Below are 19,858 nucleotides of genomic sequence, written 5' to 3' on the forward strand. Positions count from 1 at the left end.
TAGCCCTTCGGGCGGGCCATACGGAGATGACACAAGCAAGAAGCCCGGCTTGGGTTGTGTCCCCTCCGGTGGACTGCCCGCCGGCGCTGCGCGCCAGAAGTCTTGGCGCTGCGCGCCAGTGGTGGGTGCTAGGAGGCGTGGGTTTGTTCGGTTCGGATCAGGCCGGCTCGTAGGGCTGCCATCAGGGCTTGGGCTCGGTTGGAGGCGCCCAGTTTCTCGTAGAGGCGGGAGACGTAGGTCTTGGCTGTTGACTGGCTCACGTAGAGGGATCTCGCGATCGACGGGATCGACGTGCCCTCGCGCAGGAGTAGCAGGACTTCGCGTTCTCGTGGGCTCAGGGCCAGGCGGTCGTCCGTCGTGCGTTTGCGGGCCAGCGCGCCGGCCAGGCCGGCTGCGGTGAAGGAGCCGGCGGCTACCGAGGCGTGGCGGATCGCCGCCAGGACCTCGTCGGCCGGGGCGGTCTTGGCCACGAACGCCGACGTGCCCGTTTCCAGGGCTCTGAAGAGGACGTCGTCCTCGCCCAGGGACGTGAGCATGACTATGCCCAGGTCGTCGTGGCGGTCGCGGAGTTCTCGGGCCAGGCGCAGGCCGTCGCCGTCGGGGAGGGCCACGTCGATGGTGACCACGTCCGGGCTGTAGGAGGCCACGATGGCGGGGGCGGTGGCGGCTGTCCCGGCTTCGGCGACGATCTTGATGTCCGGCGCGGTGGCCGTGAGGGTGGTCAGGCCGTAGCGGAAGAGGGTGTGTCCGTCTACTACGACGACGCGGATCGTCATGATGCCTCCTGTCGCCGCTGTGACAGCGCGTCATATGAAGGTTCAACCGCTACGTCGATCGGAGTACTGGTCGGGGTTACACCCTTCCCCCGATTGGGGTCCAAAGACCTCGCTGGACCGGGTTAGAACAGGGACCTCATGATGCTGATCGCCCCCGGCCCGAGGATGACCACGAAGATCGCCGGGAACAGGCAGACGACCAGCGGGAACAGGATCTTCACCGGGACCTTCTGGGCGCGTTCCTCGGCGCGTTGCCGCCGTCGGACGCGCATGCCCTTGGCCTGCTCGCGCAGGACCCGGCCGATGGGCACGCCCAGTTCGCCGGCCTGCACCAGGGCCGACACGAACGTGCGCAGCTCGGCCACGGTGGTCCGCTCGGCGGTGGCGCGCAGGGCCTGGGTCCGCGACGTGCCCAGTTGGGTCTCCTGGAGCACGCGGGCGAACTCGGCGGCCAGGGGGCCGCGGGTGTTGCGGGCCACCTGGGCCAGGGCCGCGTCGAAGCCCAGGCCCGCTTCCACGCACACGGTGAGCATGTCCAGGGCGTCGGGGAGGGCGTCGCGGATCTTCGCCTGGCGTTTCTGGCCCGCGTTGAGCAGCAGCAGGTCCGGCAGGAAGAAGCCCGCCGCCGCGCCGGCCGACCCGTACAGGACGACCGTGAGCAGGGCCCCGGAACCCAGCAGGACGCCGACGCCCGCCACCGCGAACAACGCGAAGCCCTTCACCGCGAGCACCCGGTCCGGGGTCCACGCGGGTGGGTTGCCGGCCAGGTCGAGACGGCGCTGGAGGCGCGCCTCGATGCCGTCCGGGGACAGGCGCAGCACCAACGACCGCAGCCAGCCGGGAGCCGTCTCGAACGACCGTCTCGCCGGTGGCTGGTCGGGGGTGGTGCGGGAGTAGCCGTTCTCGATGACGGCCAGCGCGCCGGCCACGCCGCCACCGGTGGACGAGCCGCCGGCCAACGCGACCACGGCCAGGACGATCGCGACGGTCAGCGCACCCAGCGCGCCGAGGAGCAGCACCATGTCACACCTCCACGCGCACGAGCGCACGCATCCACAGGGCCCCCAGGCCCACCATCACGGTCGCCGCGACCACCAGCACCCAGCCGATGGCCGTCGTGAACAGCGGTCGCATGTAGTCGTAGCGGGTCAGCAGCAGCCAGCCCGCCAGCACGACCGGCAGCGCCACCAGGATGTAGGCCGACAGCCGGCCCTCCGCGCTGAGCGCCCGGACCTGGCGGCGGGTCTGCGCCCGGTCCCGCATGGTCGTCACCGTGGTCAGCAGCACTTCGGCGAGGTTGCCGCCGACCGACCGCTGGATCCGCACCGCCATCACGATCCACCGCAGGTCCGTGCTGGCCATCCGGTCGGCGACCCGGTCCAGCGCGTCGGTCAGGTCCACGCCGACGCGGGTCTCCGCCAGCGCCCGCGCCACCTCGCCGGCCGCCGGCTGGGTGTCGTCCCGCACGACCGCGTCCAGGGCCTGGGCCAGCGAGAACCCGGACTGCAGCGACCCGGCGACCAGTTGCAGCACGTCCGGCAGCTGGTCCTGGAACGCCGACCGCCGCCGGCCGATCCGGAAGCTCACGTACAGGTGCGTCCCGAGCACGGCCACCAACGCGCCCGCCGGGCCGCCGATCCACGGGTTCCCCACCACCAACGCCGCCACCACGCCGAGCACGACCGCCCCGCACAGCCGCAGCAACGCCCACTCGGACGCGCCGACGCTCATGCCCGCGAGGTCCAGCCGGGCGGCGATGGCGTCGGCCCTGCCGCCCAGGAGGGTGTCGGTCACGCTCAGCGCGCCGCGGGCCACCTGGCCCTGCTCGGGCGCGACGGGCCGGCTGCGGCGGGGGCCGTACTGCTCGATCCGGTCGTCCAAGGGCACCGGCTGCTTGCGCCCCACCAGGCCGAACAGCAGCACGGCGGCCACCAGGAACGCGCTGAACGTGCCGATGACCAGCAGCCACAGCTCCAGCGACCAGGTCGGCGCGGGCGGGGCCGGTGGCGTGGGCAGGGCGGCGAAGGTCACCGGCACGGTGGCGGTGACGGACGTCGGCCCGGCCCAGGCGGTCACGGTCAGGTCGGTGGTCTTGCCCGCCAACGCGTCCGGCACTTCCACCTCCACCGCGGTGCGGTGGGTGAACGTGCGCGCCGCGGCGGCGAACGCGCCGGCCAGGTCGGACGCCTCGGCGGCGGGCAGCACGCGTCCGCCGCCGGCCGCCGCGATCCGGCCCAGCGCCGGGTCGTCCGAGGCCAGCGCCACGACGTCGGCGGGCACGGACCGCCGCGCGAGCAGTCCCGTCACGGCGTCGAGCCCGGTGCGGCTGGAGGTGTCCTGGCCGTCGGACAGCACCACCAAGCGCGGCGCGGGGACGCCGTCCAGCGCGGCAACGGCCACCGGCAGCGCGTCGTACAGGGCGGTGTTCCCGTTGGCGCGCAACGACTCCAACGCCGCCGCCAGCGCCGCGCGGTCCGTGGTCGGCGACACCAGCAGGGCGGGGGAGTCGGCGAACGCGACCAGGCCGACCCGCACGTCGGCCGGCACGCTCGCCGCGTACCCCGACGCCGCCCGCCGGGCGGTCGCGATGCGCTCGCCGGCCATCGACCCGCTGGTGTCCACGACCAGCACCACACCGCGGTCCGGCGCGTCGGCCTCCAGGCGGTCGGCGGCGGTGACCCGGGCCGTCAGCGGCACGTCCCCGGCCCGCACCTCGACCCGGTCGGCGGCCAGGTCGGGCGTGGTGAGCGTGAAACCGACCCGGCCGGGCGTGGTCTCCACCGACGACACGGTCACGTCGTCGGCGTCGGCCACGCCCCAGAACACCAGGCCCGCGGTGGCCAGCAGCACGCCCAGGGCCAGCCGCACCAGCACGCTCATCGCAGGAACTCCCCACCGGCGAACACCCCGGGCGGCAGGTGCACGCCCCGGTCGGCCAACCGCTCGGCGAACCTGGGCCGCAACCCGGTGCCGCGCAACGCGCCCCGGTAGACGCCGCGCTCGTCCACCCCGGCGTGGAAGTCGAACAGGAACAGGTCCTGGAGGGTGACGACCTCGCCCTCCATGCCGACGACCTCGGTCACGTGCGTGATCCGCCGGGTGCCGTCCTTGAGCCGCGACTGGTGCACGATCAGGTCGATCGCGGACGCCATCTGCTCGCGGATCGCCCGCTGCGGCAGGTCCACGCCCGCCATCAGCACCATGGTCTCCAGGCGGGCCAAGGAGTCGCGCGGCGAGTTGCTGTGCACGGTGGTGATCGAGCCGTCGTGGCCGGTGTTCATGGCCTGCAACATGTCCAGCGCCGCGCCGTCGCGGACCTCGCCGATGATGATCCGGTCCGGCCGCATGCGCAGGGCGTTGCGCACCAGGTCCCGCACGGCGATCTCGCCGCGGCTCTCCACGTTCGGCGGCCGGGCCTCCAGGCGCAGCACGTGGTCCTGCCGCAGCTGGAGTTCGGCGGCGTCCTCGATGGTGACGATCCGCTCGTCGGCCGGCACGAACGACGACAGCACGTTGAGGCTGGTGGTCTTGCCCGAGCCGGTGCCGCCGCCGATCAGCACGTTCAGCCGGCCCCGCACGCACGCCTCCAGCACGGCCGCGACCTGCGGCGACAGCGTGCCGAACCCGATCAGGTCGGTGACGGTGAACGGGTCGGTGGCGAACTTGCGGATGGTCAGCAGCGAGCCGTCCAACGCGATCGGCGGCACCACGGCGTTGACCCGGCTGCCGTCGCGCAGGCGCGCGTCCACCAGGGGGCTCGCCTCGTCCACGCGGCGGCCGACGCCGGCGACGATCTTGTCGATGGTGCGCCGCAGGTGGCTCTCGTCGGTGAACGCGGCGTCCACCGGCTCCAGCCGGCCCGCGCGCTCCACGTAGACCTGGTCGTGGCCGTTGACCATGATCTCCGAGACGTCCGGGTCGCGCAGGTAGGGCTCCAGCGGGCCGTGGCCCAGGATCTCGTCGGCCACCTCCTGCGCGATGCGGGTGCGGTCGCCGCCGGTCAGCGGCGTCTCGTCGCGCTCCAGCACGGCCTGCAGGGTCTGGCGGACCTTCCGCTCCAGCTCGCCCTGGTCCAGGTGCACGTCGTAGAGCGACGGGCCGAGCGCCTCGACCAGGCCCAGGTGGACGCTGCGCTTGATCGCGCCGAACGGGTCGGCGTGCCGGGCGGTGCGACGCGGGGTCGCGGGCGCGCCGGGCGTGGGCCTGCTCTGCGCCAGGCGGTCGGAGAGGCTCATGCCGCACCCCGCCTGCGCCACGACCGCCGCGCCGGCGCCGCCGGTTCGCCCAGCACACCGGCCCGCGCGAACCGGGCGATGGCCGTGCTGACCGGGTGCGCCGGGGTGGCCACGGTGATCGGCACGCCCCGGTTGGTCGAGATCGGCACGTCCCGGCTGGACGGCACGCGCGCGGTGATCGGCGCCCGCACCACCCGTTCGACGTCCTGCTCGGACAGCCCCACCTTCGCGTCGGACCGGTTGAGCACCACCGACCGCACGTCCCGCCGGTAGGACAGCAGGTCCAGCATGTCCAGCGTGACCCGGAGGTTCTTCAGCGCGGGCACGTCCGGCGTGGTGAGCAGGACGTGGTGGGCGGAGGCGTCCATGGCGGCCAGCACGTGCTCGCTGAACTGCGAGGGCGTGTCCACGACGACGTGGTCGAACATGCCGCGCAGCACCACCAGCAGCTCGGCGACCAGCTGCGCCGGGACCCGTTCGGCGTCACCCGGCTCGACCGGCGCGAGCAGCGCCGCGAACCCCGGCCCGGCCTCGGTGAGCAGCGACGCCGCGCCGCGCTCGTCCAGGTGCCCGACCATGCCCAGGCCGTCCACGATCGTGCGCACCGGGTCCAGTTGCAGGCTGATGCCGACGTCGCCGAACGCGAGGTCCAGGTCCACCAGGCACACCCGCCGCTGCCCGCCCGCCGCCAGCACCGCGCTCAGGTTCACCGCGAGCGTGGTCTTGCCGCAGCCGCCCTTGGCGGAGAACACGGTCACCACGCGGCCCTCGCGGACCGGTTCGGCCGGGCCGCCGGCGAACCGCCAGGACAGCTCCCGCGACCGGGCGCACGCCACGGACAGCGCCGCCACGTCCCCGGCCGGCACGACCTCGCGCACCCCGGCCTGCAACGCCCGGGTCAGCAACGCCACGTCCACGTTGCGCCGCACCAGGACCACGCCCACGGCGGGCCGTTCCACGCGCAGCCGGGCGGCGAACGCCAGCGCCTCCTCCGCGTCGGTCTCCGCGCCGACCACGACGAGGGTCTCCGCGCCGTCGGCGTGCAGCAGGCGGTTCGCCTCGGCCAGGTCGCCCGCGGCCCGGACCTCGCCGCCGATGCCGGCGACCACTTCCGCGACCCGCTCGGGCCGCTCGCACAGGATGGCCATGTCCTCAGCCTCCGAACACCGAACGGTTGTCCACACCCGCGCCGGGCTTGACGTCGGGGTTCTCGCCCAGCAGCGCCAGGTAGAGCGCGCCGGTCTGTTGGGCGTGGATGAGCTTCTCCGCGCCCGCCTGGTCCACGGCGACGGTCACCAGCGCCTTGCCGACCGTGCCCTCCTCGACCGCCTTCTCCTGTTGCACCGCGAGGACTTCCACGTCGGTCAGCAGCAGGCGGGTGGCCTTGTTGTAGTCGTGCTGGTTCTGCAGCCCGTCGCCCGCGGGGGTGTTGCCGGGCTTGGACTCCAGCACGTTGAAGCTGTCGAACACCGCGACCTTCGCGCCCGGCTTGGCCAGGCCGCCGACCCGCTGCCAGGCCTCGGCGGGCACGGTGACGGCGATCTTGCCCTCGGGGATCTCGATGCCGTCGGTGAGCCGCGCGGCCGTGACGAACATGGGGCGCACCAGGAGTTGGCCGGCGGACACGTCCGAGGACACGACCAGTTCGTCCACGTCGGCGGCTGACTTGAGCGCGTCCGCGGGCACCGTCCCGGCGGGCATCCGCTCGCTGCGCAGCAACCCCGCCTCCTGGGCGGACCTGGCCGAGGTGCCGGCGGGGATGCGCTTGCCGGCCACCAGCACGGTGACCGCCTCGCGGCCGGCCAGCGCCCGGTCGTCGGCGGCGCGGACGTAGAGCAGCACCCCGACCGTGCCGACGACCGCGAGCAGCACGGCCAGGCCGATGACGAGCAGACGACGTTTCATTTCCCTCTCCTCAGCCGGTGAGCTGCACGACGTCCACGCCCAGGTCGGGGCCGCCGATGGTCCCGGCGGCGGGCAGCAGGCCCTGGGTGAAGTAGCCGTTGACGCACTTGTCCGCGCCCTTGCAGTCGTTCTTGGGGTTGAGCCAGTCCGACGCGGTGAAGCCGGGCAGGTGGTAGCCGGTGACGACGAACGCGGCGAAACCCTTGAGCGCGTAAGTGCCACCGGTGCCGGTGCCGCTGACGGACGTGTAGACGGGGACGTAGACGACGGTCCGGTCGGCCTGGGCGGCGGCCAGCGCGGCCTGGCACGACTTGCCGGCCGACACACCGGTGTCCGCGCTGTAGCTGCCGCCGCTGATGAACGCCTTGCAGTCGCCGTCGCTGTCGTCGACCCAGCCGAACATGCCCGGCCCGTCGCTGCCCGCCGGCCCGCTGGGGCAGGTCGTCGGCTTGCTCGGGTCGTGCAGCTTGAGCACCTGGTCGGCGCTCACCGGCGGCACGGCGGGCGGTGGCGGGGCGAAGGCGGTGCCGTTCGCGGTCGCGTCCTGCCACTCGCAGTACGAGATGGTCATGGCGACCGTGGTGGCCGACGACGGCGGTCCCCACGCGGCGCGGGCGCACGCCTTGGACCCCGTGCCGGCGAAGGACTCGTTGCCCAGCAGGGTGCGGGAGAAGTCCGGCGGCAGCAGGGTCCCGGTGTCGGTCTCGGTGGAGGTGTGGACGTCCACGTGCTTGCCCGACGCCGGCGCGGGCGGGCAGTCGGTGATGTCGCCGGTGGACGCCGGGCAGGACGCCAGCGTGCCGCCCGAGCCGCAGACGGCCTCCACTGTGGACAGACCGTCCTTGGCGTTGGCGTCCGCGTAGGTGTCGGCCATCGTCGTGTCGCAGGCGCCTTGGGCGCAGCTCCGTGCGACGGCCAGCGCTCCGGCGTCCGCGCCGCTCTGGAGTTCCGCGCGCTCCTGGTAGATCCGCCCGGCGTCGATGACCAGCGCGCCGACGCCCAGCAGCGCCCCGCCGCCGAGCAGGGCGCCCACCAGGACGCCGATCGCGCCCCGGTCGCGGTTCAGGCTTCGCATGGCATGACCCCCTGGGCGGACAAGGTGAGCGGGTCGCCGAAGCCGCCGTCGCCGAAGATCCCGGCGATGGCCCCGACGGGCGTGATGAACTCGAACGCGTAGGTGGCCGTGACGCTCGCGTCGGCGGTCGGGGACGGGGTCGTCGGGCACGCGACGACCGTCACGGCGACCCCGTCGAGGTTGGTGGCGGCGTCCTGGGTGCGGGTGACGACGTTCGGTTTCTTCAACGCGGCCACCCGGGCCCCCTCGCGGGCCGCCTGGGTGAGCGTGACCTGGGCGTTGAGCGCCCGGCCGAAGTCGACCAGGCCCAGGACCAGGACGAGCAGGATCGGGAGCAGCAGCGCGAACTCGACGGCCGCCGCGCCCCGGTCGTCGGTGCGCATGCGCTTGCCTCCGCGGGTCTCGGGACACCGGCGAGCCCGCCCGGTGGGGGTGGTCCGGGCGGGCTCGGGTCGGCGGTCAGGGGCCGTTGAGGCCGTCGACGACGTCGGCGAACAGCCCGTTCAGCTCGTCGCCCACGGCCATGACCATCCCGATGATCGCCACCGCGATGAGGGCGACCATCAGCCCGTACTCGACCGCGGTGGCGCCGCGGTCGGACCTGCGCAGCCGGTCGTCGAGGAAGTTCCGCATGAAGAGCAACACCGTGAGCATGGCGGTCTCCTGGGTTCGTGCCGGCGGAGAGGCCGCCGGTCGGGTCGTGATGGCGGGAACTCTCCGTGACGGGCCGGCGCCGGGGTATCGGGCGAAGAGCTGTAACGAACCGCTGGTCCGGGGGACATGTCGGGCGATCGGCCGACATCCGGGGCCGACCGGTCAGACCTTCCGCCGTCACGTTCCGCTCAGGCGGTGCGGCGGCCTACCGTCCCGCGCATGACCGTCGCGTGGGCCCTTTCGGGGGCGGTGGCCGGCCTGCTCGCCGGTGTCGTCGGCCGCGGCCTGGTGCACCGGCTGGCCGTGCCGGCTGGCGCCCCCGACCGGGGCTGCCCGCGGTGCGGCGGACGGGTCGGCTGGACCAGCCGCTGTTGCGGGCGCGTCCTCGGGCCGCCGCTGGAGCTGGTCACGGCCGCGGTGGTGGCGTTCGTGGCGGTGCGGTTCGCCGGGCGGCCGGAGGTGGTGGCGTTCGCGTTCCTCGGCGTGCTGGGCGTGGTGCTGGCGCTGATCGACGTGGCGGTGGAACGCCTGCCGGACCGGTTGACCCTGCCCGCGTACCCGGTGCTGGTGGCGCTCCTCGGGCCGGCCGGCGAGTGGGCGGCGCTGGGCCGGGCCGTGCTGGGCTGCCTGGCGTTGGGCGGGGTCTACCTGGTGCTGGGGTTGGCGCGGCCGGGCGGCCTGGGGCTGGGGGACGTGAAGCTGGCGGGCGTCCTAGGGCTGGCGCTGGGCTGGCTGGGGTGGCCGGAGCTGGTGTTCGGCGGCGCGCTGGCCTTCGTGCTGCTCGGCCTGACGAGCGCGGCGCTGCTCGCGGCCCGGCGGATCACCCTGCGCGACGCGCTCGCGTTCGGCCCGTTCATGCTGGTCGGCGCGCTGGTGGCGATCGCCTTGTAGATCAGGCGGACAGCCAGGCGCGCCACGTCGGGAGGAGGGTGGCCAGCAGCTCCTTCGGCGCTTCCGTGTTGGGCGAGTGCATCACGCCCTTGAGGACGGCGAAGTCCGCGTCCAGGCGTTCGGCCATGTCCCGCTGGCCCGCCGCCGACCAGGCGTCGTCCAGTTCGCCGCACACGACCAGGCACGGGACGCACGCCGCGCGCAGGGTCCGGGCCAGCTTCGCGACCAGGTCCGGTTCGGTGCGCAGGGAGTCGCCCATGCCCAGGAGGCCGGCGGGCGTGGAGCGCAGGAACCGTTCGCGGTAGAAGTCCTTGAGCGCCTGCGGCATCAGCGACCACCTCGGGTGCAGGGCGGCCCGGACCTCGTTGAGCCGCTGCGAGGCCTCGATGCCCTGCTCGCGGAGGGTGATCTCGCCGTAGTCCAGGGCGGTGCGGCGTTCGCCCGGCGGCAGTTCCGACGGGCCGGACGACAGCAGGGTCAGGCCCGCGATCGGGGCGCCGGCCAGCACGGCCCCGCGCGCCACCAGGCCGCCGTAGGAGTGGCCCAGCAGGAGGACCTTCCGGCCCTCCGCGCCCAGCTTGCCCACCAGCTCCGCCAGGGCCGCGCCCAGCGGGCCCGGGCGGTAGTCGGCCTCGGCGGCGGGACCGGCCGACTCGTACTGGCCCGGCAGGTCGATGGCGACCACCTCCAGGCCCGCGTCGGCGATCGGGTCGATCATCGGCGCGAAGTCCTCTTTGGACCCGGTGTAGCCCGGCACCAGCAGCGCCGTCGCACCGAGGTCCGCTCCCGCGGCGTGAGCGCGCAGGGCGGCCACGGGGCCGTAGCGGCCCGGCAGGTCCACCCGGTGCGCGCGGTGAGGGCTGAGCTGCGAGTACACCCTTCGAAGTGTGCCGCACCGCGCGGACTCGCGCGTGCCCGAACCGCTAGCCCGGGAGGGTGCGCTCCGGTGCGTCCCCGGGCGTCAGCGCAGAGCGACCAGGGTGTCGCCGCGCTGCTCCAGGACCACGGGGCCCTCGGTGGCCAGCTGCACCGGGCCGTCGTAGCCGCCGCGGTCTACCGGGAAGCGGCCGACCTCCTGGCCGCTGACCTGGTCCACCACGGCCAGCGCGCCCGGCACCGGCACCAGCACGCGGCCCGCGAGCGTCGTCCCCGGGCCCTTCGACGGCATGGACCACACCGGCTTCAGGTCCACCAGGGACAACGCGACCGTGCGCGACCCGGTGAACCAGTACACGTTCGCCGTGCTGGTCATGGTCGGCACCACGCGGCCGGGCGGGTCGCCCGCCAGCTCGGCCTCGCCGACCTCGACCGGGTGGTCCGCGACCAGGCTGCCCGAGTCGCCGTCGAACACCTGCACCTTGCCCGGCACCGCCACGGCCACCCGGTTGCCGCTCACCGCGATCACCCGCGCGCCCTTGGCCCCGATGATGGTGGTGCTCAGGACCTGCGGCTCGTCGGACTTCTCCGGGTTGGGCTTGAGCACCGTGAGGCGGTCCGACGGGTCCTGCGCGTAGCAGCGCTCGATGACCGCGAGCTTGCCGCCGGTCACCGCGAACGAGCCGTACTGGCAGCCCGGCCGGGGCTGCTTGCCGGGGTTCACGATGGCCCGGAGGGTGCCGTACTCCAGCGAGCGGACCAGGTCGTCGCGGCGGTAGACCTCGAAGTACGTCTCGCCGGTGGTGGTGACGTGGGAGCCCTCGTTGAGCAGGCGGGTGTCCAGGGCGGCGTCGCCGTTGCGCTGCGGGCCGCGCTTGCCCGACGCGGCGTCGAGCGTGGTCAGCTCCGAGCAGTGGGTGTCCTTGCGGTAGAGCGCGAACACGCGGCCCCACGCGGTGCTCACCGTGCACAGCGGCCAGTCGCGGCTGTACCGCCAGCGGACGTCGCCGGACAGGGCGTCCCGGCCGACGACCTCGCCGCCGTCGCCGGTCACGACCACCGAGTCCAGGCTGACCGGCTGCTGGGTGGCGGCGCTGGGCGCGCGCCACATCTCGCCCAGCGACGGCGGCAGCACCGTCACCGGCGGCAGCGGCGTGACCTGGCTCGGGCCGGTCTGCGACACCGTGTTGCGGGCGTCGCTGGTCGCCCACACGAGCAGGCTCGCGGCCAGGACGCCCACGACGAGCAGCGTCAACGCGACGTAGTCCCCGCGCCGCCGCCACGACCGGGTGGGCAGCACGGGTTCGTCGTCCACCGGCGGGACGGGCCCGTCGTCCAGCACGTCCTCACCGGGCACCTGTCCGGTCTCCCGGACGGTCTGCTGATCGGTCTCGTGCTCGGCGACGTCCGCGGGTGCGTCGTCGGTCGTGGCGTCCACCGCGACCTGACCGTTCGACTCCGCCTGCTCCGGCTGACCCACTGCCCGGCTCCCGCTGCGTTTCGGTGGGGTGATCTGTCCGGCCACATGCTGCCGCACGTGGCCGGTGATCTGTGTAAGGCGTCAGTCTGCCGACTGCACCGCGTCCGCGGAACCGCCGGTCTCCGCACCCGAGCGGCGGCGGCGGCGACGGCGGGGGCGGTCGGAGGAACCCTCGGCGGACTGCTCGGACTTGGCCTCGGCCGGCGCGTCCGACGTCTGGGCCTCGGCCTCGCCGTTCACCGCGACCCCGGCCCGGCTGCGGCGGCGGGTGCGGCGCGGGCGGGTCGTGCCCTCCGACTGCTCCTCCGCCTGCGGCGCGGTTTCGGTGGAACCCGAGCCGGAGCCCGAGCTGCGGCGGCGGCGCTTGCGGGACTTGCCCTTGCCGCCGCTCAGGTCCTCCTCGACCTCCGCGTCCAGGCCGGCGCGGGTGCGCAGGCCCAGCGGCAGGCGGCCGGTCGAGCCGGCCGGGATGTCCAGGTCGGCGAACAGGTGGTCCGACGTCGAGTACGTCTCCACCGGCTCCGGCTTGCCGAGGTTCAGCGCGTCGCTGATCGACTTCCAGCGGGGCATCTCGTCCCAGTCCACCAGCGTGACGGCGACACCCGTGCGGCCCGCGCGGCCGGTGCGGCCGATGCGGTGCACGTAGGTCTTCTCGTCCTCGGGGCACTGGTAGTTGATGACGTGCGTGACGCCCTCGACGTCGATGCCGCGCGCGGCCACGTCGGTCGCCACCAGCACGTCGATCTTGCCGCTGCGGAACGCCCGCAGCGCCTGCTCCCGCGCGCCCTGGCCCAGGTCGCCGTGCACGGCGGCGGCGGCGAAACCGCGTTCCACCAGCTCGTCGGCGACCTTCTGGGCGGTGCGCTTGGTGCGGGTGAAGATCATGGACAGGCCCCGCTCGCGGGCCTGGAGGGCGCGGGCCAGCAGCTCGGTCTTGTCCAGCGCGTGCGCGCGGTAGACGAACTGCTCGGTGCGCTCGTGGATCGCGCCGGCGTCGTTCTCCTCGGCCCGGACGTGCGTGGGCTGGTTGAGGAACGTGCGGGCCAGCGTGATGATCGGGCCGGGCATGGTCGCCGAGAACAGCATGGTCTGCCGCTCGTCGGGCACCATGCGCAGGATGCGCTCGATGTCGGGCAGGAAGCCCAGGTCGAGCATCTCGTCGGCCTCGTCCAGCACCAGGCCGCGGACCTTGCCCAGCACCAGGTGGCGCTGCTCGGCCAGGTCCAGCAGGCGGCCCGGGGTGCCGACGACCACGTCCACGCCCTTGCGCAGGGCCGCGATCTGCGGCTCGTAGGGCCGGCCGCCGTAGATGGCCAGCACGCGCACGCCCAGGTGCTTGGCCGCGTCGGTCAGGTCGTGGGTGACCTGGAGGCACAGCTCGCGGGTCGGCACGACCACCAGCGCCTGCGGGGTGCCGTCCCCCGGCACGGTGATGCGCTGGAGCAGCGGGATGCCGAAGCCCAGGGTCTTGCCGGTGCCGGTGCGGGCCTGCCCGATGACGTCGTCACCGGCCAGGGCCAGCGGCAGCGTCAGCTCCTGGATGGCGAAGGCCCGTTCGATGCCGGCCTCGGCGAGCGCCCGGACGATCTCCTCACGCACACCCATCTCGGTGAACGTGGGGGAGTCGGTGCGGACCGGCGCGTTCGCGACCAGCGGGTGGGAGGTGTCCTCTTCGGGGACTCCGGCCTCGGAGTGCTCCAGGGCCACCGGATCAAGGTGCGTTCGTTCGTTCGTCGCGGTCAGGGTGATCGCCTCTCTCGTACCAGCGCGCACGGCCTGTACGGGCCGCTCGACCACGCCTGCCGCCTCTCGGCCGTGGGGAGCGGCCGGGCAGTGGCGCGGGAGGGCCTGCGAGGTATGCGCGCACCCTCTCCGGGCGGCACGGTGCCGCCGTAGTTTCCGCCGGCGGCACCGCTGCGAGCCCCTTCTGGGCCGCGCCGCGCCGGGCGTCAAGGTGCGAGTCTACCCGGCAACTAGGCCGATCGGGGTGGAACAGGCGGAGCACCTGCGGCTTCCCACGCCTGGACTATGGCCAAAGCCACTGTGTCGGACGGCGCCGCCTCCGGCGTCGCGGGCGAGGCCGCTGGGAAGTCGGCTCGTCGCGCCGCGTTTCCCGCCGATCGAAAAGCATGATCGTCGGGAAAGGCGACGCGACAAGCCGACGCGGCCTCGCCGGACACTAGGCTGCTCGGCATGGGTGAGGCGGAGGCGGGTCAGACGGTGGTGTCCGGGCAGGTGGCGGAGGGTGTGGTGGACCTCCTCGGCGCGCTCGCGTACGGCGAGCTGTCGGCGTTCGACCGGTTGGCCGAGGACGCGCGGACCGCGCCCACGCTCGCCGGGCGCGCCGACCTGTCGGCGATGGCGGCGGCCGAGATCGGCCACTACGCGCAGATCGAGAAGTACCTCGCCGCCCACGGTCACTCGGTCGAGGACGCGATGCGCCCGTTCGTGTCGGGTTTCGACGCCTTCCACGCCTCCACCGCTCCCAAGTCGTGGCACGAGTCGCTGGTCAAGGCCTACGTCGGCGACGGGCTGGCGGCCGACTTCTACCGCGAGGTCGCCCAGTGGCTCGACGACGAGCCGACCAAGGAGCTCGTGCTCGCCGTGCTGGCCGACACGGGGCACTCCGCGTTCGCCGAGCGCGAAGTCCGGGCGGTCTGCGAGAACGACCCGAAGGTGAAGGACCGGCTCACGCTGTGGGGCCGCCGGCTGCTCGGGGAAGCGTTGACGCAGGCCCAGTACGTGGTGGCCGAGCGCGACCCGCTGGCCGAGCTGATCGTGCGCGGCTCCGGGGACCTCGCGGGCATCGCGGCGCTGTTCCGGCGGCTCCAGCAGAGCCACACGCGCCGCATGACGGCCCTCGGCCTCGGCTAGGGTTGGTTTCGACAGTTGTCGGACCGCCGCCGCAAGCCGGTGGTCCACGCGTGTACGGAGGTCAGCGTGGAGGTCAGGGTCGGCGTCGCGGACAGCCCGCGTGAGCTGGTGGTGTCGAGCGCTCTTTCCCCCGACGAGGTGGAGTCCCAGGTCGCGGACGCGCTCAAGGCGGGCAGCGGTCACCTCACGCTGGTCGACCAGAAGGGCGCCCGCTACGTGGTGCCCGCGGCGCGCATCGCGTACGTGGAGATCGGTCCGAGCGACAGCCGTCGCGTCGGCTTCGTCGCGGACTGAACGAGCTTCTCGAACGACGAGAGGGGCACCCGCCGCGGGTGCCCCTCTCGTCGTTCGTGCCGGTCGGCGCTACTCGTCCAAGCCCGGGAGCGAGAACGGTGGCGTCGAGATGCCCGCCACCCGGTAGCGCGACCAGGGGTCCGGGTCGGTCAGCTGGCCGGTCGCCGAACCGTCCGGGGTGCGCAGCAGCGCGGTCCGCGCACCACCCTCCACCAGCTCGGTGACCTGCTCGTTCGCCGCGACCCGGCCGTACCAGTGGTACCGCCCGTCGATGGGCTGGAAGTACCCGCGCAGCTCCACCTCCACCGGCACCTCGCGCTGGTCGAACACCAGCACCGCGGAACCCGTGTAGCCGTCCTCGTCGTGCCCTTCGGACATCACGCCTCCTCGCCGTTGACGAGCCGCAGCCGGGCGGGCTCGGTGGAGAAATCGGTGGTCAGCGGCGCGTCCGGGTCCAGCTCGACGCCCGCGGAGCGGAGCAGCCCGTCGATGGCGTGCCAGATGATCGTGGTCAGGTAGTCGCTCAGGCTCGCGCGTGTCATGGACTGGCGCTCCAGCCACCAGTCGCCCGCGTTCTGCACCATGCCGACCAGGGCGTGCGCCCACGGTTCCGCGCCGCCGGAGTCCATGTCGAAGGCGCGCAGGTAGTCGCCGAGCAGCCGGGCGAGGGCCGCGGCGATCAGCTCCTTGTCCTCCTGCACGACGTCCTGCTCGACGGGCCGGTCGGCGAAGGACTTGCGCACCACGAACCGGTACAGGTTCGGGTTGTCCTCGATGACCGTCAGGTAGGAGTCCACGATCCGCCGGATGCGGGTCCGGATCGGGCCGTCCTCGGCGATCGCCGGGACCATCGACTCCATCAGCAGCTCGGTGCCCCGCCGCCCGACCGCCAGGTACAGGTCGGACTTGTCGGTGAAGTGCCGGTACAGCACGGGCTTGCTGACGCCCGCCTCCGCGGCGATCTCGTCCATCCCCACGTCGGGGCCGTGCTGGGCGACCGCGCGGATGGTCGCCTCGACGAACTCGGCCCGGCGCGCCTCGCGGTGCCCCTTCCAGCGCTCCCGGCGTGCGTCCGTTCCGCCCTTGACAGTTCGAGCCATGTGACGCACGCTACCAGAAGTAACTGTTACCTCAAGTCACAGATAAACCGAACCGGGGAGGGGCCCGATGACGAGGACCTTGAAGGTCGCCGATCGCGAGAAGACCGCCGAGCGGCTGCTCAACTCCTCGGCTGACAAGTTCTACGACCCCGAGGTGGACATCGACTGGAACGCGCCGCTGGTCGAAGGCCTGCGCTACACCCCCGAGCACCGGTGCTCCCTGTACGGCACCGCGCTGTGGGACCGCATGTCGGAGGAGCAGCGGATCGACCTGTCGCGCCACGAGGTGGCCAGCGTCGCCAGCGTCGGGCTGTGGTTCGAGATCCTGCTCATGCAGATGCTGCTCAAGGAGGTCTACCGGTCCGACCCGACGACCAAGCACGCGCAGTACGCGCTGACCGAGGTCGCCGACGAGTGCCGGCACTCCACGATGTTCGCGCGCATGGTCGAGCGCATCGGGTGCCCGCCCTACGGGCCCCGCCGCTACACCTACCACCTGGCCAAGCTGCTGCCGGTGATCGGCTACGGCCCCGCGCTGTACGGCTCGATCCTGGTCGCGGAGGAGATCCTCGACAAGCTCCAGCGCGAGACGATGGCCGACGAGACCGTGCAGCCGCTGGTGCGCATGGTCAACCGCATCCACGTGCTGGAGGAGGCGCGGCACGTGCGGTTCGCCCGCGAGGAGGTCGTGCGCGGGATGCAGACGATCACCAAGAAGGAGTTGCCCTTCCAGCGGTGGCTGCTCGCGACGACGTCGATGTTCGTGACCCGGTCGATCATCAACCCCGAGGTGTACGCGGCGGTCGGCCTGGACAAGGACGAGGCGCACAAGGCGGCCCTGTCCAACCCGCACTGGCACGAGACGATCCAGTGGGCGGGCAAGGGGATCATGAAGTTCCTCGACGACAACGGTCTCGTCGGCAAGCCGGGGATGCGCGCGTGGCGCCGGTCGTTCCTCATCGGATGAGCGCCCCCTGGGAACCGGACCACCGGTTCGTGACCGCGGACGGCACCGCCCTGCACGTGGTGGACACCGGTCCGCGCGACGCCGACGTGACCACCGTGCTGGTGCACGGGTGGACGCTGGACCACACGTCGTGGGACCACGTCGCCCCCGCGCTGCCCGGCCGGGTCCTGCGCTACGACCACCGCGGACATGGCGGGTCCGCGGCGGCCACGGCCCGGGACGCGACCATCGCGCAGTGCGCGGACGACCTGGCCGAGCTGCTCGCGGCACGCGTGCCCAAGGGGCGCATCGTGTTCGCCGGGCACTCGATGGGCGGCATGACGCTCATGGCGCTGGCCGAGCGGCACCCCGAGCTGCTCGACCGCGTCGCCGGGGTCGTGTTCGTCGCGACCTCGTGCGGTGACCTGTCCGGTTCGACGCTCGGGCTGCCGGGCGTGCTGGGCCGGGTGTTCCTCGCCGGCGAGGCCGCGTCGAACCGGCAGATCGCCAAGCTGAAGCGGGCGCAGTTGCTCCAGCGCACGGAGGTGCTGCGCCCGGGGCTGCGGTGGCTGCTGTTCGGCAAGCGGCCGTCGTGGGCGGACGTGGCGTCGACGGCGGCGATGGTCGGCCGGTGCAACCCGGTGGCCATGGTCGCGTTCCGCGAGTCGCTCAACGACCACGACCGCAAGGCCGCGCTCAAGGAGTTCGCCGGCATCCCGAGCGTGGTCCTGGCGGGTGGCGCGGACAAGCTCACGCCGCTGCGCCACGCCCGGACCATCGCGGACGAGCTGCCGGGCACGGAGCTGGTGATCTACCCCGGGGCGGGCCACATGCTGCCGCTGGAGAGATCAGCCGAGGTCACAGCACACATCACCGCGCTGCTGTGAACAGAAAGGGCCGGTCCTCGGGGGGACCGGCCCTTTCACGTCAGTGCTGGAGCGGGAAGCCGCCGCCTATGCCGCGCCACGCCAGGTTCGAGATCAGCGCGACCGCGTCCTCCTTCGGCACCTTCCGGTCGTCGGCGAGCCACGACCGGGCGGTCACCTGCGACAGGCCCACGAGACCCACGGCGAGCAGGCGCGCGCGGTCCTCGTCCAGGCCGGTGTCGGCGGTGATCGTCTCGGTGATCGCGTCCACGCTGTCGGTCGTCGCGCGCTCCACCGCCTGGGCCACCGCGGGCTCGCCGCGCAGGTCGGACTCGAACACCATCCGGAACGCCTGGCCCTCGCCGTCCACGAAGTCGTAGAACGCCGCGACCGTCGCCTTCACGCGCTGCTTGTTGTCCGTCGTGGACGCCAGCGCACCGCGCACGCGGTTGACCAGCTCGTCCACGTGGGACTCCAGCAACGCCATGTAGAGCTCAAGCTTGCCCGGGAAGTGCTGGTAGAGCACCGGCTTGCTCACGCCCGCGCGCTCGGCGATCTCGTCCATCGCGGCGGCGTGGTAGCCGTTGGTCACGAACACGTCCTGCGCCGCGGCCAGCAACTGGGCACGCCGGGCGGTGCGTGGGAGGCGGACCCCTCGACCCGCGCCGCCGTTGTGCCCGACCGTGGTCTGGGCCGTCTCCGTCATGGTGCCTCCAGCCAACCTTCACATCGCGGAACCGGGCGGGGGGTGGCCTCCCCGGTTCGTCGGGAGCAACCTTACTCGCTGGTAGCAGCGTTGCGGGAAAGCTTCTCGTTTCGTAGGACGTCCGAGCAGGCATCCTGGGGAGGTGACCGAGACCCTGGAGGCGAGCAGACCCGCCATCACCCACGTGCCCCTGTCCTCCGCACCGCTACCTCCGCTGGACTCAACGAGCGGCCCCTGGCCTGGTGACTACGTCGAGGTGGCGGGGCACCGCGTGCACGTCCGGCGCACGCCCGGACCGGCCGGCGAGACCGCCGTCTACGTGCACGGCCTGGGCGGTTCGTCGACGAACTGGACCGACCTCGCGGGCCAGTTGTCCGAGCACGTCGCCGGGCACGCGCTGGACCTGCCGGGGTTCGGGCGGTCCGAGCCGATCCCGGGCTACACGTTCAGCATGGCGACGCACGCCGAGGTCGTGGCCGGGTTCGTCGACGGGCTCGGCGCCGGGCCGGTGCACCTGTTCGGCAACTCGATGGGTGGGGCGATCGCGCTGATCGTGGCCTCGACGCGGCCCGACCTGGTGAAGACGCTGACCCTGATCTCGCCCGCGGTGCCGGACCTGCGGCCCCGGCTGAGCCGGGTGTCCGACCGGCGGATGCCGCTCGCGTTCCTGCCGATCCTCGGTTCGCGGGTGCGGCAGCAGTTGGCGCGGGTCACCCCGGAGCAGCGGGCCCGGCAGATGCTCAACCTGTGCTTCGCCGACCCGTCCCAGGTGCCCGACAAGCGGTTCCGGCAGTCGGTGGAGGAGTACACCGAGCGGTCGTCGCAGCCGTGGGCGCCGGACGCGCTGGGCCGCAGCACGGTCGAGCTGATCCGGACGTGGCTGGTGCCGCGCTCGAAGTCGATGTGGCTCCTGCCGCCGAAGGTCACCGCGCCCGCGCTGGTCGTGTGGGGCGCGCAGGACAAGCTGGTCAGCGCCCGCAAGGCGCCCCGGGTGGCCCGGTTGCTGCCGCGCGGGCGGCTGCTCGTGCTGCCCCGCACCGGGCACGTGGCGCAGATGGAGCGGCCGGCGACGGTCGCGCGGGCCGTGCTCGGGATGTGGGAGCGCGGTGCGGACTGGTAGATCGGTTCAGTGCCGTGACCTGCGCGGGGCCACCGGTTACCACCCGGTCCCCCGGGTTGT

Annotated in this window: 21 protein-coding genes; 6 read left to right on the forward strand and 15 right to left on the reverse strand. The window is 73.2% G+C overall.

The annotated features are described in order from the left end of the window. Window positions 1-128 precede the first annotated feature (128 nt). The 9 genes from AB0A74_RS32175 to AB0A74_RS32215 all read right to left on the reverse strand — a co-directional run bounded on the left by AB0A74_RS32175 (window position 129) and on the right by AB0A74_RS32215 (window position 8,645). Entirely contained in the window at window positions 129-776 is a 648-nt protein-coding gene (locus tag AB0A74_RS32175; RefSeq protein WP_358255395.1) for a response regulator transcription factor, read from the reverse strand. Between the two features lie 122 nt (window positions 777-898). Beyond that, window positions 899-1,798: a type II secretion system F family protein gene (locus tag AB0A74_RS32180; RefSeq protein WP_358255397.1), complete on the reverse strand. Its 900-nt coding sequence runs from the start codon at window positions 1,796-1,798 to the stop codon at window positions 899-901. A 1-nt stretch (window position 1,799) separates the two neighbouring features. Beyond that, window positions 1,800-3,656, reverse strand: coding sequence for a VWA domain-containing protein (locus AB0A74_RS32185; RefSeq protein ID WP_358255399.1), 1,857 nt, complete (start codon window positions 3,654-3,656; stop codon window positions 1,800-1,802). Beyond that, complete coding sequence (locus AB0A74_RS32190; RefSeq protein ID WP_358255401.1) at window positions 3,653-5,011, reverse strand: CpaF family protein; 1,359 nt, start codon at window positions 5,009-5,011, stop codon at window positions 3,653-3,655. The genes AB0A74_RS32185 and AB0A74_RS32190 overlap by 4 nt, the downstream gene beginning before the upstream one ends. Then, window positions 5,008-6,159 (reverse strand): AAA family ATPase, encoded by a 1,152-nt coding sequence (locus tag AB0A74_RS32195; protein WP_358255403.1) that lies wholly within the window; start codon window positions 6,157-6,159, stop codon window positions 5,008-5,010. The genes AB0A74_RS32190 and AB0A74_RS32195 overlap by 4 nt, the downstream gene beginning before the upstream one ends. Window positions 6,160-6,163: 4 nt before the next feature. Then, the gene (gene cpaB, locus AB0A74_RS32200) at window positions 6,164-6,916 is read right to left on the reverse strand and encodes a Flp pilus assembly protein CpaB (protein WP_358255405.1); all 753 of its coding nucleotides are present in this window, start codon (window positions 6,914-6,916) and stop codon (window positions 6,164-6,166) included. Between the two features lie 10 nt (window positions 6,917-6,926). Beyond that, the gene (locus AB0A74_RS32205) at window positions 6,927-7,991 is read right to left on the reverse strand and encodes a Tad domain-containing protein (RefSeq protein ID WP_358255408.1); all 1,065 of its coding nucleotides are present in this window, start codon (window positions 7,989-7,991) and stop codon (window positions 6,927-6,929) included. Further along, complete coding sequence (locus AB0A74_RS32210; RefSeq protein WP_358255410.1) at window positions 7,979-8,374, reverse strand: TadE family protein; 396 nt, start codon at window positions 8,372-8,374, stop codon at window positions 7,979-7,981. The genes AB0A74_RS32205 and AB0A74_RS32210 overlap by 13 nt, the downstream gene beginning before the upstream one ends. Before the next feature lie 76 nt (window positions 8,375-8,450). Continuing rightward, on the reverse strand, window positions 8,451-8,645 hold the full coding sequence (locus AB0A74_RS32215) for a Flp family type IVb pilin (RefSeq protein WP_358255412.1): 195 nt from the start codon (window positions 8,643-8,645) through the stop codon (window positions 8,451-8,453). A gap of 219 nt (window positions 8,646-8,864) precedes the next feature. On the opposite strand from AB0A74_RS32215, the gene AB0A74_RS32220 reads away from it, so the two are divergent. Then, window positions 8,865-9,536, forward strand: coding sequence for an A24 family peptidase (locus tag AB0A74_RS32220; protein WP_358255414.1), 672 nt, complete (start codon window positions 8,865-8,867; stop codon window positions 9,534-9,536). Between the two features lies 1 nt (window position 9,537). On the opposite strand, the gene AB0A74_RS32225 is transcribed toward AB0A74_RS32220, so the two are convergent. The 3 genes from AB0A74_RS32225 to AB0A74_RS32235 all read right to left on the reverse strand — a co-directional run bounded on the left by AB0A74_RS32225 (window position 9,538) and on the right by AB0A74_RS32235 (window position 13,599). Continuing rightward, window positions 9,538-10,413, reverse strand: coding sequence for an alpha/beta hydrolase (locus AB0A74_RS32225; protein ID WP_358255416.1), 876 nt, complete (start codon window positions 10,411-10,413; stop codon window positions 9,538-9,540). An 84-nt stretch (window positions 10,414-10,497) separates the two neighbouring features. Continuing rightward, window positions 10,498-11,892 carry a hypothetical protein gene (locus AB0A74_RS32230; RefSeq protein ID WP_358255418.1) on the reverse strand — a complete coding sequence of 465 codons (1,395 nt, stop codon included), beginning with the start codon at window positions 11,890-11,892 and terminating at the stop codon, window positions 10,498-10,500. Between the two features lie 81 nt (window positions 11,893-11,973). Continuing rightward, complete coding sequence (locus tag AB0A74_RS32235; protein WP_358255420.1) at window positions 11,974-13,599, reverse strand: DEAD/DEAH box helicase; 1,626 nt, start codon at window positions 13,597-13,599, stop codon at window positions 11,974-11,976. Between the two features lie 486 nt (window positions 13,600-14,085). Between AB0A74_RS32235 and AB0A74_RS32240 the strand changes: the two genes are divergently transcribed. Further along, entirely contained in the window at window positions 14,086-14,766 is a 681-nt protein-coding gene (locus tag AB0A74_RS32240; RefSeq protein WP_358255422.1) for a ferritin-like fold-containing protein, read from the forward strand. Window positions 14,767-14,832: 66 nt separating this feature from the next. Then, complete coding sequence (locus AB0A74_RS32245) at window positions 14,833-15,060, forward strand: DUF3107 domain-containing protein (RefSeq protein WP_343932436.1); 228 nt, start codon at window positions 14,833-14,835, stop codon at window positions 15,058-15,060. Between the two features lie 69 nt (window positions 15,061-15,129). On the opposite strand, the gene AB0A74_RS32250 is transcribed toward AB0A74_RS32245, so the two are convergent. Beyond that, entirely contained in the window at window positions 15,130-15,438 is a 309-nt protein-coding gene (locus tag AB0A74_RS32250; protein WP_358255424.1) for a DUF4873 domain-containing protein, read from the reverse strand. After that, the gene (locus AB0A74_RS32255; RefSeq protein ID WP_358255425.1) at window positions 15,438-16,160 is read right to left on the reverse strand and encodes a TetR/AcrR family transcriptional regulator; all 723 of its coding nucleotides are present in this window, start codon (window positions 16,158-16,160) and stop codon (window positions 15,438-15,440) included. Before AB0A74_RS32255 ends, AB0A74_RS32250 begins: the two co-directional genes overlap by 1 nt. Window positions 16,161-16,227: 67 nt before the next feature. Here AB0A74_RS32255 and AB0A74_RS32260 point away from each other — a divergent pair, with 67 nt between their 5' ends. Continuing rightward, window positions 16,228-17,127 (forward strand): diiron oxygenase, encoded by a 900-nt coding sequence (locus tag AB0A74_RS32260; protein WP_358255427.1) that lies wholly within the window; start codon window positions 16,228-16,230, stop codon window positions 17,125-17,127. Continuing rightward, on the forward strand, window positions 17,124-17,993 hold the full coding sequence (locus AB0A74_RS32265; protein WP_358255429.1) for an alpha/beta hydrolase: 870 nt from the start codon (window positions 17,124-17,126) through the stop codon (window positions 17,991-17,993). Before AB0A74_RS32260 ends, AB0A74_RS32265 begins: the two co-directional genes overlap by 4 nt. Window positions 17,994-18,033: 40 nt before the next feature. Here the strand turns inward: AB0A74_RS32265 and AB0A74_RS32270 are convergent, their stop codons facing one another. Then, window positions 18,034-18,678 carry a TetR/AcrR family transcriptional regulator gene (locus AB0A74_RS32270; RefSeq protein WP_358255431.1) on the reverse strand — a complete coding sequence of 215 codons (645 nt, stop codon included), beginning with the start codon at window positions 18,676-18,678 and terminating at the stop codon, window positions 18,034-18,036. Between the two features lie 142 nt (window positions 18,679-18,820). Here AB0A74_RS32270 and AB0A74_RS32275 point away from each other — a divergent pair, with 142 nt between their 5' ends. Further along, complete coding sequence (locus tag AB0A74_RS32275) at window positions 18,821-19,798, forward strand: alpha/beta fold hydrolase (RefSeq protein ID WP_358255433.1); 978 nt, start codon at window positions 18,821-18,823, stop codon at window positions 19,796-19,798. Window positions 19,799-19,858: the final 60 nt, after the last annotated feature.

It is taken from the genome of Saccharothrix sp. NPDC042600 (assembly GCF_040647305.1).
Classification (GTDB): domain Bacteria; phylum Actinomycetota; class Actinomycetes; order Mycobacteriales; family Pseudonocardiaceae; genus Actinosynnema; species Actinosynnema mutabilis.